The organism is Citrobacter pasteurii, from assembly GCF_019047765.1.
Lineage (GTDB): Bacteria > Pseudomonadota > Gammaproteobacteria > Enterobacterales > Enterobacteriaceae > Citrobacter > Citrobacter pasteurii.
In genome coordinates, this window is sequence record NZ_CP077262.1 from 1,834,695 (window position 1) to 1,848,029 (window position 13,335).

General features: G+C 51.3%; 15 protein-coding genes and 4 pseudogenes. 15 read left to right on the plus strand and 4 right to left on the minus strand.

From position 1 onward, the window contains the following. Positions 1-30: 30 nt before the first annotated feature. The 14 genes and pseudogenes from I6L54_RS08840 to tnpC all read left to right on the plus strand — a co-directional run bounded on the left by I6L54_RS08840 (position 31) and on the right by tnpC (position 10,143). Positions 31-1,308, plus strand: a complete 1,278-nt coding sequence (locus I6L54_RS08840; RefSeq protein WP_040231402.1) for a PAAR domain-containing protein — start codon at positions 31-33, stop codon at positions 1,306-1,308. Next, positions 1,305-1,730: a DUF1240 domain-containing protein gene (locus I6L54_RS08845; RefSeq protein ID WP_040231401.1), complete on the plus strand. Its 426-nt coding sequence runs from the start codon at positions 1,305-1,307 to the stop codon at positions 1,728-1,730. The genes I6L54_RS08840 and I6L54_RS08845 overlap by 4 nt, the downstream gene beginning before the upstream one ends. A gap of 217 nt (positions 1,731-1,947) precedes the next feature. Continuing rightward, positions 1,948-3,702: a type VI secretion system baseplate subunit TssF gene (tssF, locus tag I6L54_RS08850; protein WP_040231400.1), complete on the plus strand. Its 1,755-nt coding sequence runs from the start codon at positions 1,948-1,950 to the stop codon at positions 3,700-3,702. Continuing rightward, positions 3,666-4,751 carry a type VI secretion system baseplate subunit TssG gene (gene tssG, locus I6L54_RS08855; RefSeq protein WP_040231398.1) on the plus strand — a complete coding sequence of 362 codons (1,086 nt, stop codon included), beginning with the start codon at positions 3,666-3,668 and terminating at the stop codon, positions 4,749-4,751. Before tssF ends, tssG begins: the two co-directional genes overlap by 37 nt. Next, on the plus strand, positions 4,729-5,265 hold the full coding sequence (gene tssJ / locus I6L54_RS08860) for a type VI secretion system lipoprotein TssJ (RefSeq protein WP_040231396.1): 537 nt from the start codon (positions 4,729-4,731) through the stop codon (positions 5,263-5,265). The genes tssG and tssJ overlap by 23 nt, the downstream gene beginning before the upstream one ends. Next, complete coding sequence (gene tssE / locus I6L54_RS08865) at positions 5,265-5,720, plus strand: type VI secretion system baseplate subunit TssE (protein WP_040231395.1); 456 nt, start codon at positions 5,265-5,267, stop codon at positions 5,718-5,720. The genes tssJ and tssE overlap by 1 nt, the downstream gene beginning before the upstream one ends. 14 nt (positions 5,721-5,734) lie before the next feature. Further along, entirely contained in the window at positions 5,735-5,872 is a 138-nt protein-coding gene (locus tag I6L54_RS24270; RefSeq protein ID WP_245163437.1) for a hypothetical protein, read from the plus strand. A gap of 3 nt (positions 5,873-5,875) precedes the next feature. Next, the gene (locus I6L54_RS08870; RefSeq protein ID WP_245163436.1) at positions 5,876-6,205 is read left to right on the plus strand and encodes a ricin-type beta-trefoil lectin domain protein; all 330 of its coding nucleotides are present in this window, start codon (positions 5,876-5,878) and stop codon (positions 6,203-6,205) included. Between the two features lie 100 nt (positions 6,206-6,305). Continuing rightward, positions 6,306-7,566 (plus strand): annotated as a pseudogene (locus I6L54_RS08875) (VasL domain-containing protein). A 17-nt stretch (positions 7,567-7,583) separates the two neighbouring features. Continuing rightward, on the plus strand, positions 7,584-7,826 hold the full coding sequence (locus tag I6L54_RS08880; protein ID WP_052463756.1) for a hypothetical protein: 243 nt from the start codon (positions 7,584-7,586) through the stop codon (positions 7,824-7,826). Between the two features lie 3 nt (positions 7,827-7,829). Further along, positions 7,830-8,168 (plus strand): hypothetical protein, encoded by a 339-nt coding sequence (locus tag I6L54_RS08885; RefSeq protein WP_040231394.1) that lies wholly within the window; start codon positions 7,830-7,832, stop codon positions 8,166-8,168. Between the two features lie 31 nt (positions 8,169-8,199). Beyond that, positions 8,200-8,616 carry a transposase gene (locus I6L54_RS08890; protein ID WP_040231392.1) on the plus strand — a complete coding sequence of 139 codons (417 nt, stop codon included), beginning with the start codon at positions 8,200-8,202 and terminating at the stop codon, positions 8,614-8,616. Next, a pseudogene (gene tnpB, locus I6L54_RS08895) lies at positions 8,613-8,970 on the plus strand (IS66 family insertion sequence element accessory protein TnpB). Before I6L54_RS08890 ends, tnpB begins: the two are co-directional and overlap by 4 nt. 29 nt (positions 8,971-8,999) lie before the next feature. Then, positions 9,000-10,143: pseudogene (tnpC, locus tag I6L54_RS08900) on the plus strand (IS66 family transposase). Positions 10,144-10,171: 28 nt separating this feature from the next. On the opposite strand, the pseudogene I6L54_RS24670 reads toward tnpC, so the two are convergent. From I6L54_RS24670 to I6L54_RS08915, 4 genes and pseudogenes are all read right to left on the minus strand, one after another. After that, positions 10,172-10,243, minus strand: a pseudogene (locus tag I6L54_RS24670) (Arm DNA-binding domain-containing protein); the annotation flags it as partial. A gap of 309 nt (positions 10,244-10,552) precedes the next feature. Further along, on the minus strand, positions 10,553-11,287 hold the full coding sequence (locus tag I6L54_RS08905) for a DUF2971 domain-containing protein (RefSeq protein ID WP_040231390.1): 735 nt from the start codon (positions 11,285-11,287) through the stop codon (positions 10,553-10,555). Beyond that, positions 11,284-12,171 carry a hypothetical protein gene (locus I6L54_RS08910; RefSeq protein WP_217124639.1) on the minus strand — a complete coding sequence of 296 codons (888 nt, stop codon included), beginning with the start codon at positions 12,169-12,171 and terminating at the stop codon, positions 11,284-11,286. Before I6L54_RS08910 ends, I6L54_RS08905 begins: the two co-directional genes overlap by 4 nt. 35 nt (positions 12,172-12,206) lie before the next feature. Beyond that, positions 12,207-12,779, minus strand: a complete 573-nt coding sequence (locus I6L54_RS08915; RefSeq protein WP_040231387.1) for a recombinase family protein — start codon at positions 12,777-12,779, stop codon at positions 12,207-12,209. 172 nt (positions 12,780-12,951) lie between these two features. Here I6L54_RS08915 and I6L54_RS08920 point away from each other — a divergent pair, with 172 nt between their 5' ends. Further along, the gene (locus tag I6L54_RS08920) at positions 12,952-13,185 is read left to right on the plus strand and encodes a pyocin activator PrtN family protein (RefSeq protein ID WP_343216778.1); all 234 of its coding nucleotides are present in this window, start codon (positions 12,952-12,954) and stop codon (positions 13,183-13,185) included. Positions 13,186-13,335 lie beyond the last annotated feature (150 nt).

Genomic DNA, 13,335 nt, shown 5'->3' on the forward strand with positions numbered 1-13,335 from the left:
CAGGACTGAATTTATCAAGGAGAGCCACTCATGGCAGAAGGTAACTATCTGGTACAGGGTGATAAAACCACCTGTGGCGGGAGAATAACGACGGGTGCAGAGGATCACACCCTTTTTGATAAACCCGTTGCCAGGGAGCAGGACAGTGTGACCTGCGGTCAGCATCCCGGGCTTTATAAAATTGCCGGCGGCATCGATAACGACACCATTCACGACCGGCGTATGGCTGGCACCCTCGACAGTTACAGCACCTGCCCCTGCAAAGCAAAATTTATTCCGTCGATGTGGAATGATACATATGAGAAGAGTTCAGGGGCATCTAGTTCAGATACTCCCGAAACAGAAAAAACACCTGTCGCTGATGCTCTTTCCATGGCATTCCTTGCTGGCTCTCAGAGCGACACAATGTTGGCTCCTGGCTATCCACAATTGATCAATACTCATACCGTTCCGGATGACAACGTTCGAGGGATGCTAAGACGTAACAGGCATGATTTCCTCTTGCTGACGCTGGAGGAATGCCGGCGGATTATTGATGGCTGGGATTTTGTTAAAAAAACATGGAAAAACGCTACAACAAATCCGGTCGGAAATACTGTCAAAACATATGCAACGAATATCAATGATGCAGCCAGCGCTTCTACGATGGTTTATAAACTAGGAAGTATAGGTATTACCGCGACGGTGTTTGTTAACCACAAAGGAACACGTCTGATAAAAATTAGTGGTTATGCAGCAATCAGGAAAACGCTAAACGCCCCAGTCTTTGCAGAGATGAACCCAAAAATCATCGAGGCAGGGATAGGTAAATTTGGGTTGCAGAAATCCATCGTCGAAGGCACGATCCTAGGTTTTGTGTATGTATCTGTTATCGATACGATTGATTTCATATTGAATGATGAAACCTCACTTTCACAATTTATTGGAACACTAGCAACCGATCTTGCAAAGGTAGGGATTTCATCGGCAGCGCTTTATGGCGTGGGCTTGTACACAATGACGTCATTCGTTGTGCTGAATCTGGCTATAGTAGTTATTGCAGGAGTCGGTATTGCCGTTGTACTTAACTATCTTGATAAGAAATATCACGTGACGGATAGTTTAGTTGATTTCATTTCGCCGTATATAGAATCAGCTCAGCAAGAATTTGTTGAAAAATCGAGAGAGGTTTCGAATGATATTCTTGACCTCGGAGCTATGTATATGGATGGTGTGCTAAGAAAGGGGCGCCAGGTTGTTGAGTCGGAAATAAAGCAGTATGTAAAAAAATATATTGGTGATCTTACTTCTCAGGTAATTAAATTATGAGTGCGAAACGTAGGTTTTTCGGAACATTAGTTATATGGTGTATTTTTTCACTAGGTTCAATATGGTTCGCCAAGGAGATATTTGGTGAATATTTTGCATTTGGAATGAATATAACATTTTCGCCATTCGCTTCTGCTCTGATTATGCTCCCAGTAGTTTTGCTCTTTCCCTGTATTTACTGGTTTATGGCTATGAGACATGGGGAAAAAATGGCGGTCCTCAGATGTAAAAACATCTACCGAGGGTTTATAGGCCTTATTGGTGTTTTTTTCATTGGCGCTATTGCGTTTACATTTGCATATACCTCCGTTCTGGAGGGGAAAGGATATCAGAAATGTACCCAACGCCCTGATGGGTGGATGCCTGGAATGGCAACAGAATATGTCCTCCCTCCCATGACATGCGGGATGTTGAATGATTGAACTTTGTCACAATGCTTTCTAGCCAGTTGATTTTTCTTGCGGCTGCTGTGTATGAAAGCCACTCGAAGTGGAACCGATAAACTCCAGTTCCGGTCAGAGGTTAGTCAACCTCTGACCGGCCTTATCACACTCGATCCGGCAAAAAGCGCAGTACTGTGCGGATGATGGCGTGCGAACGCATGCACCAGAGCTAAAACAAAATAACATTCAGGTAATTATGGACGACTTAACCCTGCGTTATTACGACGCCGAAATGCGCTACCTGCTCGAAGCGGGTGAAGAATTTGCTCAGGCACACCCTGAGCAGGCAGCAATGCTCAATCTTGATAAAGCGGGTGCGCGCGACCCGTATGTCGAACGTCTGTTCGAGGGCTTTGCCTTCCTGATGGGGCGGCTTCGTGAGAAGCTCGACGACGATCTGCCGGAACTGACTGAAGGGCTGGTCAGTCTGCTGTGGCCGCATTATCTGCGTACCATCCCGTCCTTGTCCGTGGTCGAATTCTCCCCGGACTGGATCCAGATGAAGGAGCCGATGCGGGTAGCCAAAGGCTTCGAGGTCCATTCCCGGCCGATTGGTGAGAAGGGCACGTGCTGCCGCTATACCACCACAAAAGAAATCAACCTCCAGCCGCTGTCGCTTGCGAGGGCGAGTCTGGCAACCGATCCGAATGGCCGCTCAGTCGTGACGCTGCGTTTCAGTTGCAGCAACCTTGCGGACTGGAGCCGTGTTGACCTCAGCCATATTCCGCTCTATCTCAACGCTGATGCACCCCTGGCCTGTGCCATGCACGAAGCCTTTACCATGAACGTGGCACGGATGTGGCTGCGACTTCCCGGAGATGTGGACAGAAGACCGTTTGACGGCCACTTTACTGCGCTCGGGTTTGGTGATGACGATGCGCTGTGGCCGACGGGAAACAGTAGTTTCATTGGCTATCAGCTGCTGCTGGAGTACTTTACGTTTCGCGAGAAATTTATGTTCACCGGGCTGTGTGGTCTGGAGGCCGTGGCCTTCCCGGCTGAGCTCCCCTGGTTTGAAATCGACGTGGTACTGGCGGAGCGCTGGGAGCATGACTTCAGCTTTACGGAAAAACATCTGCGCATGAACTGCGTGCCGGTGATTAACCTGTTCCCGCTGGAATCAGATCCGCTGACGCTGAACTCGTTGCAGACAGAGTACATGCTGCGTCCGATGCGAGTACAGGATGGCCATACCGAGATTTACGCTGTGGATTCAGTGATGTCTTCAGGCCAGCATGCCTACGTGCCGTTCTCAAGCTTCCGCCACAAAGGCGGTATGATGCGTCACGAAGCCCCCGAGTATTACTATCACACCCGCGTGCGGCGGGGCCCGTCGGGGCTGCATAACACCTGGCTTATCCTGGGCGGTGAAACCTTTGATAACCACACCGTCCCGGAAGATGAACACCTGTCGCTGACGCTGACCGGCACTAACGGTCAGCTGCCGCGTCGCGCTCTGCAAAGCACGGTGCTGGATACGGTGATGAAAACCACCTCCACCAGTATTACCGTGCGTAATCTTTGCGCCCCGACGTTGCCCTGTTATCCGCCAGCTCAGGACCGTTTCCACTGGCGTGTGCTGAGCCATCTTGGCAGCAGTTTTCTCTCGATGATGGACAACGCCGAAGTGCTGCGCGGTACCCTGGCCCTGTATGAATGGACCAACAGCGAGATGAACCGGCGTCGACTGGAAGCCATCATCGAGGTGAAGCACAGCGAAACCGAGCGTTTTGAGCAGGGCTACCTGGTGCGTGGCGTGCAGATTGAAGTGACGCTCGACAGCCATGGCTTTGCCGGGCGTGGCGATATCTGCTTGTTTGGGGAAATGCTGAGCCGCTTCTTTGCGCTCTACACCGACATCTATCTGTTTAATCGCCTGATTATCATTCTGCAACCGACCGGAGAGCGCCTGGAATGGGAAGAGAAGCACAATCGCCGCATTCCCGGCTGACCCCGCGGCTGGAAGCCGACCTGCACCGCATTAACTTTTACCGCTTGTGTCAGCTGCTGGAGAAACTGAATCCGGATAAACCGCTGATGGGCTCAACCAGCCATCCGGCTGATGATCCGGTGCGCTTTGCTCCGCATCCGGGGATGGGCTTTCCGGCCAGTGAGATGAAGGCCGTCGAATACGACGAGGATGATGATCGTAAACCGCCGGTTATCCGCACCACCTTTCTGGGCATGTACGGCGTTGATTCGCCATTACCGACAGCGTATCTCGATGACATCACGCTGCGGGCTGACGGACATGAAGCGCTGCAGGGTTTTCTCGATATTTTCAGCCACCGCATACTGACCCAGTTTTACCGCATCTGGCGTAAATACTCTTACCCGGCAAGCTTCGAGCCCGGCGGCTCGGACAGCATATCTCAGTCGCTGCTGGGACTGGTGGGGCTGGGCATTCCCGGAACGGCTAAGAATATCGCCACACCCGTCTCGCGATTTCTGGCGCTGCTTGGTGTTCTGCAACAGCCCGGAAAAACCCAGCAGGGCATGCAGGCACTGGTCAGCCTGCTGGCACCGCATACCCGGGTACAGGTCAGCCCGTACTGCCTGCGCCCGGTGGAAATTAGCCAGCCGCTGGGTTTTTACGGCGAGGAAGATTTTCTTCTGGACGGCAACACACCGCTTGGCGATGAGGCGATGGACGCCAACAGCCAGCTGTTGATTGCGCTGACCACTAACGATGAGAAGGAATCGCAGGGCTGGAAGCCGGACGGCCTGCTGTACCAGGATTTTCTGGTGATGCTGCGGGTTTATCTGGGCTGGCGCTTCAAGGCAAAAATCACCCTGACAACCAGCACCCGCCTGTTGGCCGTTCCGCCGCTGGGCGAAGGGCCGTTCTGGCTTGGCATGAATGGCGTGCTGGGCGCGGAAGAAGGAGAGCTGGCGGAAGATATTCCGCAGACCTTTACCACCGAGCTGGGTTATTACACGGGGCTGGAGCCCGCCACCCCACAACAAGGAAACCGACGTGTTACGTACAAGTTTGATTAAATCTGCATGCTGCCTGCTGGCATTAAGCCTGACCGGTTGTGGTGTCACGCAGGGCATCTCCGATGGCACCAAATCAGCTTACACTGCCATTTTCCACAAGAAGATTAAGGTGCTGCATCTGGATTTTACCGCCCGTGAAGCGCTGAACACCGATGCCCGGGAAAGCAACTCGTTATCCGAATCCGTTGTGGTCCGTGTCTACCAGCTCAAAGACCGCAAGACCTTTGACAAAACGGTCTATCAGCAGTTGCTCAAAGATGGTGAGACCGTTCTGAAAGCTGACCTGCTGGCCCGTCGTGACGTGGTGGTGAAGCCCGGCGGTGACGCAAACCTCAATATGCCAATGGAAGAAGACGCTCAGTTCGTGGCTGTGGTGGGACTGTTCCGCCATCCGGATATGGTGAATAACACCTGGAAGCAGGTTATTCAGCGTGACGACCTGGATCCGGATAAGCCGCGCATTCTCGAAGCGGGCAACAACCACCTGACGCTGCAACCTCTTAAGGATGACTGATGCCCCAGGGACACAACACACCCTCGCTGTATGAAATGCTCACCGGCCATTTTACCGGCGGTCTTCCGCTGTCACAGGTCAGTGAGCAGAACCAGGTTATTCTGTCTGTGCTCGATAACATGCAGCGTATCCTTAACTGCCGCGCCGGCACACTGGCGCATTTGCCGGACTTTGGCCTGCCCGATATGACTAAAATTTTGCAGGGCATGCCGGGTACCGCCCATGAGCTGATGGGCACCCTGTCCGCTGTTCTGCTCAAATATGAGCCACGCCTGAAGAAAATAATCGTTGTCTTGCTGGAGCAGAACGTTCCCGGCGAGCTGCGTTATGCCATTGATGCTGAGCTGAAGGGCATTGGCCTCGTGCGTTATGGCACCGAGTTTATGCCGGAAGGGCGGGTTCTCCTGCGACATCTTAAGCAACAGCAGTATCTTGACACGACAACCCGTCTGTAAGGCCAGAGAACACCATGTCAGTAAAATCACAGTTCCTCAAAAAACTGCAGGCCAGACAGTCTGCCCCGGTCTCGTTTGCCAGCAAGACTCAGGCCGATATCGCAGAATTTCGCCTGCGAATAACGCAACTTCAGGAACAGATGGACACGTAGCTGGTGGATACCGGACTGAGTGTGGAGACGTTCACGGCATCCGTCACGGACCTGCTGGTGGAGGGGAGGACTTTTGATATTTCCGGTATCGTCCTGCGTGTCGACGACCGGGCCGTAAAGTTTATGCCGGTATTTTTGTACGGTCAGGGCGTGACCGGGTGTGTGGAGGTGACTTTTCATGATGGAGGGAATGTGACGTCACTGGGGCGTTTATTCATGCGGTCAGGTACCGCGAACAACTGGACCTTTACTCCTCCAGGTACATTATCTCTCCTTGGGCAGTGTTTTGATGAAAGTACATTTTTTAGTTTGATCCTGGCGCTTCTGCCATAGTTGCGGGTATTGCAGTACCTGTCTCCCTGAATATGCAGAAAGCGAAGCTGCTAAACGATAACTTTCAATAGTTCCTGATACGCCAAATGGACGACTGGTCATGAATGACATCAACCCACGAAAAATTAAAACCGGTGGCGACCCCAGGGCGCTGCCGGATTATGCCGCCCTGGTATACGCTTGCCCGAATGCAACTTGCCGGGCTGTTCGGCCTCAATGAAGGTCTGGCGATTCTGGTGGCTTTGATAAGCCATCAGTGGGGAGTGCTGTGGCCACAGCTAGTCCATGCCCGCGTGGAAATCCTCAGCAGTCTGAGTCAGCGTCTGCAGCAACGGATGCGCTCGCTGCCGCTTAATTACAGCGACCTCAGCCAGTTGTACCGGGCGCAGCAACTGCTTACCGGTCTGGGAGAGGTGCTACAGTGCCTGGAGCTTAAACATCTCAGCCAGTTCGATGCCCTGCGTACTTTGATGCACAACAGTGCTGTCCGGCTGGAAAACAGTGATAACACAACCAGCACCAGATCGAACATTCAGCCTGGTATTGTGTTGCCTGCCTCCGTGATGAATGAGGCTACAGCATCCGCGAGAGACCTTACTGGTAGCCCTGCTGAAGATACGCCAGAGAGTGCTGTGAAGTGGGTTTACGTTGCGCAACCGGAATCGCAGCCGAACGTGGAGGTGCTGGCGGTAATGCCTGCTCCGGTTAAAAAGTGGAAATCCTTTGCCGCCGGAATGTGCACCATGCTGATAGTAAGCGCCATCGCAGTGTGGAGCAGGCAGTATCTCCACCGGCCAGACCCGCTACAGACTCAGCTTACTGCTTCACTGGCTCCGTTCCCGGCAACGCTCTCGCCTGAACAACTGGGGATGTTGCGTCAGCAGACTCCGTTACCGGAGGACCTTATCACCCGGACAAAGCAGAAACTTGCCCAGTTGGATAGGTTGCCGCCTGACTGGAATATAACTTACGCCAGAAAACTTACAGAACAGGCTCAGGCGCTGTGGCCGGAACAGGCTAGGCCCCTGGTACAACAGTGGCGGCAGCAGATTAATGTCTCAGTACTTCCTGTCGATACAATGAACGGCTGGCATGAAGGTATGACGCAGCTTCAGGCACTTGCCGATAAACTGAATGCGCTTGATGGTCAGAGAGGAAAATACATTACCGTCAGTGAACTTAAATCGCAGGTCTTTGGCATGCTGACAAGCTTCCGGCAGACCGTGCCGGTGGAAGAACAGCTACGGCAGTTGAAGCTGCTCCCTGAAGACTCGTTGCATCGTCAGCAGCAGGTCCAACAGGCTGAGCAGCGACTCCGGGCGCAAATATCTACTCTGGCACAGGAAAAAAAGCGTGACTGACAGCAGGGATGTCGGGCATGTCAGATAAAAAGGGAGCCCTCCGAAATCACTGGGTACAGTGGACGGTCGATGAAATTACGTTTGTGGAACAACACTATGATCAGCTGTTTGCCCGTGAAATTGGGGAGCGGCTTGGCCGGTCTGCCAATGGGGTGGCCCGGATTGCTCAGCTTTCCGGTCTGTCCCGGGGTATGCCGCCACCCAGGTCGGAAGAGGAACTGGTATTGCTCCGGACCCACTATACAGAAGGTATAGAGTAAGTCATGTCACTGTTACCTGGGCGTTCACGCAAAGCTATCTGCCAGCAGGCGTCCCTTGCCGGGCTCACTAGTCGCAGTGGCTGGAGCCGTGAAGATAAGGCCTTTCTGGAAAAGCATTACGGAAATCTGCCTACAAAAGAAATTGTCACCAGACTGGGCAGAAGCATCAGTGCGGTGAGGGCGGCAGTGGTCAAATTTGACCTTGGAACAGGGCATAACGTCCCCTGGACGGAGGCGGAGCTGGCTCTGATGAGGGTACATTATAAAAAAGGAATTGACGGCATGACGGTAAGCGTAAAGCCAGCGCCGTATGTAGCCATTAAGCCAGTGCTGGTAACTTAGACGCCCACCTGATACAGACGGACATCTAAGTATGGAATCCCAATCCTGGCGAAAAGAACCCCGTAAGAATTATTCGAATGACTTCAAGCTCCATATGGTTATACTGGCTTCCCGTCCCGGAGCCTGCGTTGCTCAGATTGCCCGTGAAAATGGCGTCAATGATAACGTCATCTTCAAATGGCTGCGGCTCTGGCAGGAAGAAGGCCGCATATCGCGTCGCCTTCCAGCAACCGTTAAATCTCCACCACCACCGATGATGCTGCCAGTTGAGGTGATACCTGACCCAACGCCAAAAGGTGGGACGAATACAGACCCGGGCCAGTTCCCGGTGTTGAATGCCACCTCCTGCTGTGTTGAGTTCCGCCACGGTAAAATAAGCCTCGAAAATCCCTCGCCGGAGCTGCTTGCCGTGTTGTTGCGTGAGCTGACCGGGAGAGCACCAGGATGATTAACCTTCCATCAGGTGCCCGTATCTGGCTCGTTGCCGGGGTCACCGATATGCGTAAATCCTTCAATCGTCTGGGCGAGCTGGTCCAGCATGTTCTTGATGATAATCCGTTCTCCGTTCTCCGGTCATCTGTTCATCTTCCGCGGACGTCGCGGCGATACGGTGAAAATACTCTGGGCGGATACAGACGGTCTGTGCCTGTTTACCAAACGACTGGAAGATGGCCAGTTCCTCTGGCCCGCCGTCCGCGACGGAAAAGTGGGTATTACCCGTTCACAACTCGCCATGCTTCTCGATAAGCTGGACTGGCGTCAGCAAAAAGCAGCCCGTTTTAACTCACTGACAATGTTGTAAAAAAACATAACCGCATTATAAGTGTGGTCATGAGTCAGGACTATCTCGCCCGTATCGCCGCGCTGGAAGACGCGCTCTGTCAGAAAGATAATCAACTCAGCCTCGTTGCAGAGACTGAGTCGTTCCTGCGTTCGGCGCTGGCCCGCGCTGAAGAGAAAATCGAGAATGAAGAACGCGAAATAGAACATCTGCGGGCACAGCTGGAAAAACTACGCCGCATGCTGTTCGGTACACGCTCTGAAAAGCTGCGTCGCCAGGTTGAAGAGGCCGAAGCGCTGCTCAAACAACAGGAACAGCAAAGCGATCGTTACAACGGCCGGGATAACGATCCGCAGGTTCCCCGCCAGCTTCGTCAGTCACGCCATCGTCGCCCCTTACCGGAACACCTTCCCCGTGAGATACATCGGCTGGAGCCAGCGGAAACCCGTTGTCCGGAATGCGGCAACGGAATGGAATACCTCGGCGAAGTCAGCGTGGTTCGCCTTCTCGCCGGACCGGCAGGGGAAACATCCTCAGCAACACCTTCGCCACTATCATGGTGTGCTGCAGGCGGATGCCTTCGCAGGCTACGATCGGTTGTTCAGCGCAGAGCGTGATGGTGGTCCGTTAACAGAAGCCGCATGTTGGGCCCACGCGCGCCGCAAAATCCACGACGTCTATATAAGTACTCAGACTGCGACAGTAGAGGAAGCCCTGAAACGTATCGGTGAGCTGTACGCGGTGGAAGAGGAAATACGTGGCATGCCAGTGGCAGAGCGTCTGGCAGTCAGGCAATCCCGGAGCAAACCGCTACTGGCTTCGTTGCATGAGTGGTTGATGGAGAAAAGCGCGGCACTGTCGAAAAAATCCCGGCTGGGGGAAGCGTTCGCTTATGTACTCAATCAGTGGAATGCCCTGTGTTACTACTGTGATGACGGTCTGGCAGAACCTGATAACAACGCAGCAGAACGGGCGTTACGGGCGGTATGCCTGGGTAAAAAGAATTACATCTTCTTCGGCAGCGATCATGGTGGTGAGCGTGGTGCGCTGCTGTACGGTCTGATCGGAACATGCAGGCTGAACGGTATCGATCCGGAAGCCTACCTCATATATACCCTTAGCGTGTTGCCGGAGTGGCCGTCGAACAAAGTGGCAGAACTCCTGCCATGGAACGTGGATCTCACCAATAAATAGCCGTCAATACGGCGCTCACTTAACGCTTACCGCCGTCAGCGAGCTTATAGGCTTTGTCTCTGGGCTTTGAAGTCTCGACCTGACGCGCATTTAAGGGCATTTTGGGGGCCTCATTTTTAATTGAACAAGATAAACCCCACTAAGGCCCCCAAACGTTTATTGATTCACGTTGAAATGGGTAAACATCAGTTGACGTCATATAGCCAGAGCAGAGGGTTTATCACTGATTATAAGGGGGTTTTATTGAATTTGGTAGATATCAGGAGAAGCGTATATGTCCCCTGCAGGAATCATGTTTGATGATAATTTATTGATTTTAATTTATATACATTTTGTACTACATAGAAAGGGATACTTTGAGGGATATACTTTTCCTTTTCCCTCAAAGATGTCTTAAGCGAAGGAATGATTACTTTATACGCTCGAATTCTAGTGAGTACTTCGTAGGAGACTTAACTGCTTGAAACCATTTTACATGCTCCCATTCTGCTCCAGCTAACAAAGTTCGCAATGTCTGTTTATCCCTCTCACTGGTTCTGAGCCCAAAAGCAATAGAGTTAACTGCTTCTGTTTCAAATTTTTGAGCACCTGACGTGAAAAAGAGCAATCTCCGCTCTCGTTCATAATTCCAACTTGTGTACTTAGTTCCGAGGACAGAGTAAAGAATATCGCCAGTTATGGTATTCCAGTCGTTCATGCCAGGCTCATGCTCAAAGTGGTTGAAGCGCTCAATGATGCCGTCAAAGGGATAATTATCCTGGTAAGTTACGTCTAAAGGGAAGATATGTGAGCCTTCAGGCCTGATTTTGTGTTCTTTGAATCCTATGCATACCCCTTTATGTTCATCAGCATAATGAGCCCACATTAACTGATTTTTTCGAGCCCTGCTGAACGAACAGATACCCGCTGAGCTTAGTTTTTTTTGGAGGTAGTCTTCGTAAGTCTCACGCTCTGTTTGCGGCAAGGGATAACGAGCCCATACCGCATCTAGAACTTCATCGAGTGATGATTGTGCTTCAAATGGGTCGTTTAAAGTTGCTGGAGAAGCGAACCAAAGCTCTCGGTTCAGGAGTAGCTCTAAGCAGCTTTTATCAAATTTACGATATTTGAAAAGGATCCTACTTCTTGGCATGAGAGATTTCATCTTAATGTATCCATACTGATTTGTTTGAGGTTGTTTATGAGTAAGCCGCCAGTAAGAGATGTTATAAAACAATCCACTTCATCATCCAGTCCCCACCAAAGAGATTGCCGCGCGATTCCTTCATGCGGCGGGTAAATATCGAGTGCTTCGAGTGGGGAGGCACCTTTAGGAATGTTGCCGTCTTGGTATACTTCGTTATACTCGTTTGGATTATGGTATCTCCAGAGCTCCTCATGGGTTATGCCAGATTTGGTATATGACATAATGTTCGTGGCGCAAGCTACGGATACCAACGAGGTTAACTCCTGAATTATCAGTCCGGCAATCATTGGTGGAAGCTGTTCAGTGTCAATGCCAGTAATAATAGTCTGCGCATAATCTCTATATTGTTCGTTTGCGCCTTTATAGCGGTATTTCTCAATACAGTTGGCAATCAGGCATAGTGAATCCGAAATCTCTCTCCTGTCCTTCTCTGCGCTTCTCCTGAAGGGGATCGCCATCAAGCCGGTAAGAATGCCGAGATAATACGGCCTTAGGCCATAGAATCTTGCTGGTAGCGTTTCTACGGAGTTTTTGATGTAGGCCTCGTATTTCTTTTTACCATCAGTGTTAAGGACGTCACGCGCAGTAATAAGCTGCTTTCTGACGTAACCCAACCCTTGAAGGTATCCGGTTAGCATTTCAGTTGGTAGGTTGCTGTAAAATTTTTTGATTGCGTGGGCGCGAAAACCCAGCGCGTTTGTTGGTGAAGGATCAAACTCTTCGGGTACGGCAAACATCCGACTCTCATCCTGATGTTCGCGGAGGCGCCGCATAGCGGCGTTAAGTTTTTGAGCAGTGTTAGTGAATTTAGTATCGGTCATATATTGGGGGTTATTAGTCAACCTGGTAATTCCTTGGCGGTAACGGGAAAGGGCGTTCAATTCTTAAAGCGGTAAATGGTAGTCTTACCTGCTTTAATGCCTTTGGACGACAGCTCGGAAACGATTTGCTGATAGCTCAGGCCATCAGCCCAAAGAGAAGCAATTAAGTCACCATGTTCGAATTGAGGCCGACCACAATGAACCCCCTCGGCCTTCGCGCGAGCGATCCCTGCATCACGGCGTTCTGCAATGATACTTTTTTCCATCTCAGCAAAACCAGCCATCATGTGAAGCATCATCTTTCCGGCTGGCGTACTGAGATCGAAACCTTCGCGGAGGCTAACAACTTTCACGCCCTTATCTGCCAACGTCTTGACCGTTGTCAGCACGTCAACGGCATCACGCCCGAGGCGGTCAATTGCAACCACCACGAACACATCACCTTTACGCGCCATTTTCATCGCGTCATTTAGGGCATGGCGCTTGCTGGCAGGAACGCTACCGCTTATCCCCTCATCGCAGAATTGAAAATCTTTCTCGACTGCGTAACCCGCAGCTTCTATTTGTTGGATCTGGTTTTTTGCGTTTTGCTCGTCAGTGGATACGCGCAGATAGGAGATAACAGCCATTTCGGTGCCTTTTGTTCATAAAGTCATTCCGTAAATTGTATGTGTTCATAAATCATAAAACAACCTTTTTGAACGTATCATTCGAATGTTATTGTGCTGTTCGTAAAGGGGTTCCTTTGCGAACAATTAAAAATCCACCAAGCGAGGTTCTATGAACACAATGTTTTTACTCATGGCTGAATACGAAACGCCAGCGGTTCCACTTTCAGAGATCTGCGAGAAGTATCTCGGCATAAAACCATCTACAGCGGAGAGCAAAGCGTCACTCGGTCAGCTATCCCTACCTACATTCAGGCTTGGAGAGAGTCAGAAGTCGCCCCGATTGGTTCACCTACAGGATTTAGCCGAACTGATTGACCGGAAGAGGAAAGAGGCAAAAGAGTTTCTTGAATATATGCATCGGTAATCCTCACACCCGAGCACAGCGCCGAAACTCAACGCCACGATTACACGTTAACTCAGTTGCGATGACGGAAAGGGGCGGGTTAATCAGAGCCGGGTTAACAGGCTGGGTTATTGGTTTTGCCATCGTCGCTGCGGAGTCGCCATGCCTCTA

What these genes read in the sequence shown, in the direction of transcription:
- I6L54_RS08840 (WP_040231402.1), top strand. Translation starts at nt 31, where the DNA reads ATGGCAGAAGGTAACTATCTGGTACAGGGTGATAAAACCACCTGTGGC.
- I6L54_RS08845 (WP_040231401.1), top strand. Translation starts at nt 1,305, where the DNA reads ATGAGTGCGAAACGTAGGTTTTTCGGAACATTAGTTATATGGTGTATT.
- tssF (WP_040231400.1), top strand. Translation starts at nt 1,948, where the DNA reads ATGGACGACTTAACCCTGCGTTATTACGACGCCGAAATGCGCTACCTG.
- tssG (WP_040231398.1), top strand. Translation starts at nt 3,666, where the DNA reads ATGGGAAGAGAAGCACAATCGCCGCATTCCCGGCTGACCCCGCGGCTG.
- tssE (WP_040231395.1), top strand. Translation starts at nt 5,265, where the DNA reads ATGCCCCAGGGACACAACACACCCTCGCTGTATGAAATGCTCACCGGC.
- I6L54_RS24270 (WP_245163437.1), top strand. Translation starts at nt 5,735, where the DNA reads ATGTCAGTAAAATCACAGTTCCTCAAAAAACTGCAGGCCAGACAGTCT.
- I6L54_RS08880 (WP_052463756.1), top strand. Translation starts at nt 7,584, where the DNA reads ATGTCAGATAAAAAGGGAGCCCTCCGAAATCACTGGGTACAGTGGACG.
- I6L54_RS08885 (WP_040231394.1), top strand. Translation starts at nt 7,830, where the DNA reads ATGTCACTGTTACCTGGGCGTTCACGCAAAGCTATCTGCCAGCAGGCG.
- I6L54_RS08890 (WP_040231392.1), top strand. Translation starts at nt 8,200, where the DNA reads ATGGAATCCCAATCCTGGCGAAAAGAACCCCGTAAGAATTATTCGAAT.
- I6L54_RS08905 (WP_040231390.1), bottom strand. Translation starts at nt 11,287, where the DNA reads ATGAAATCTCTCATGCCAAGAAGTAGGATCCTTTTCAAATATCGTAAA.
- I6L54_RS08915 (WP_040231387.1), bottom strand. Translation starts at nt 12,779, where the DNA reads ATGGCTGTTATCTCCTATCTGCGCGTATCCACTGACGAGCAAAACGCA.
- I6L54_RS08920 (WP_343216778.1), top strand. Translation starts at nt 12,952, where the DNA reads ATGGCTGAATACGAAACGCCAGCGGTTCCACTTTCAGAGATCTGCGAG.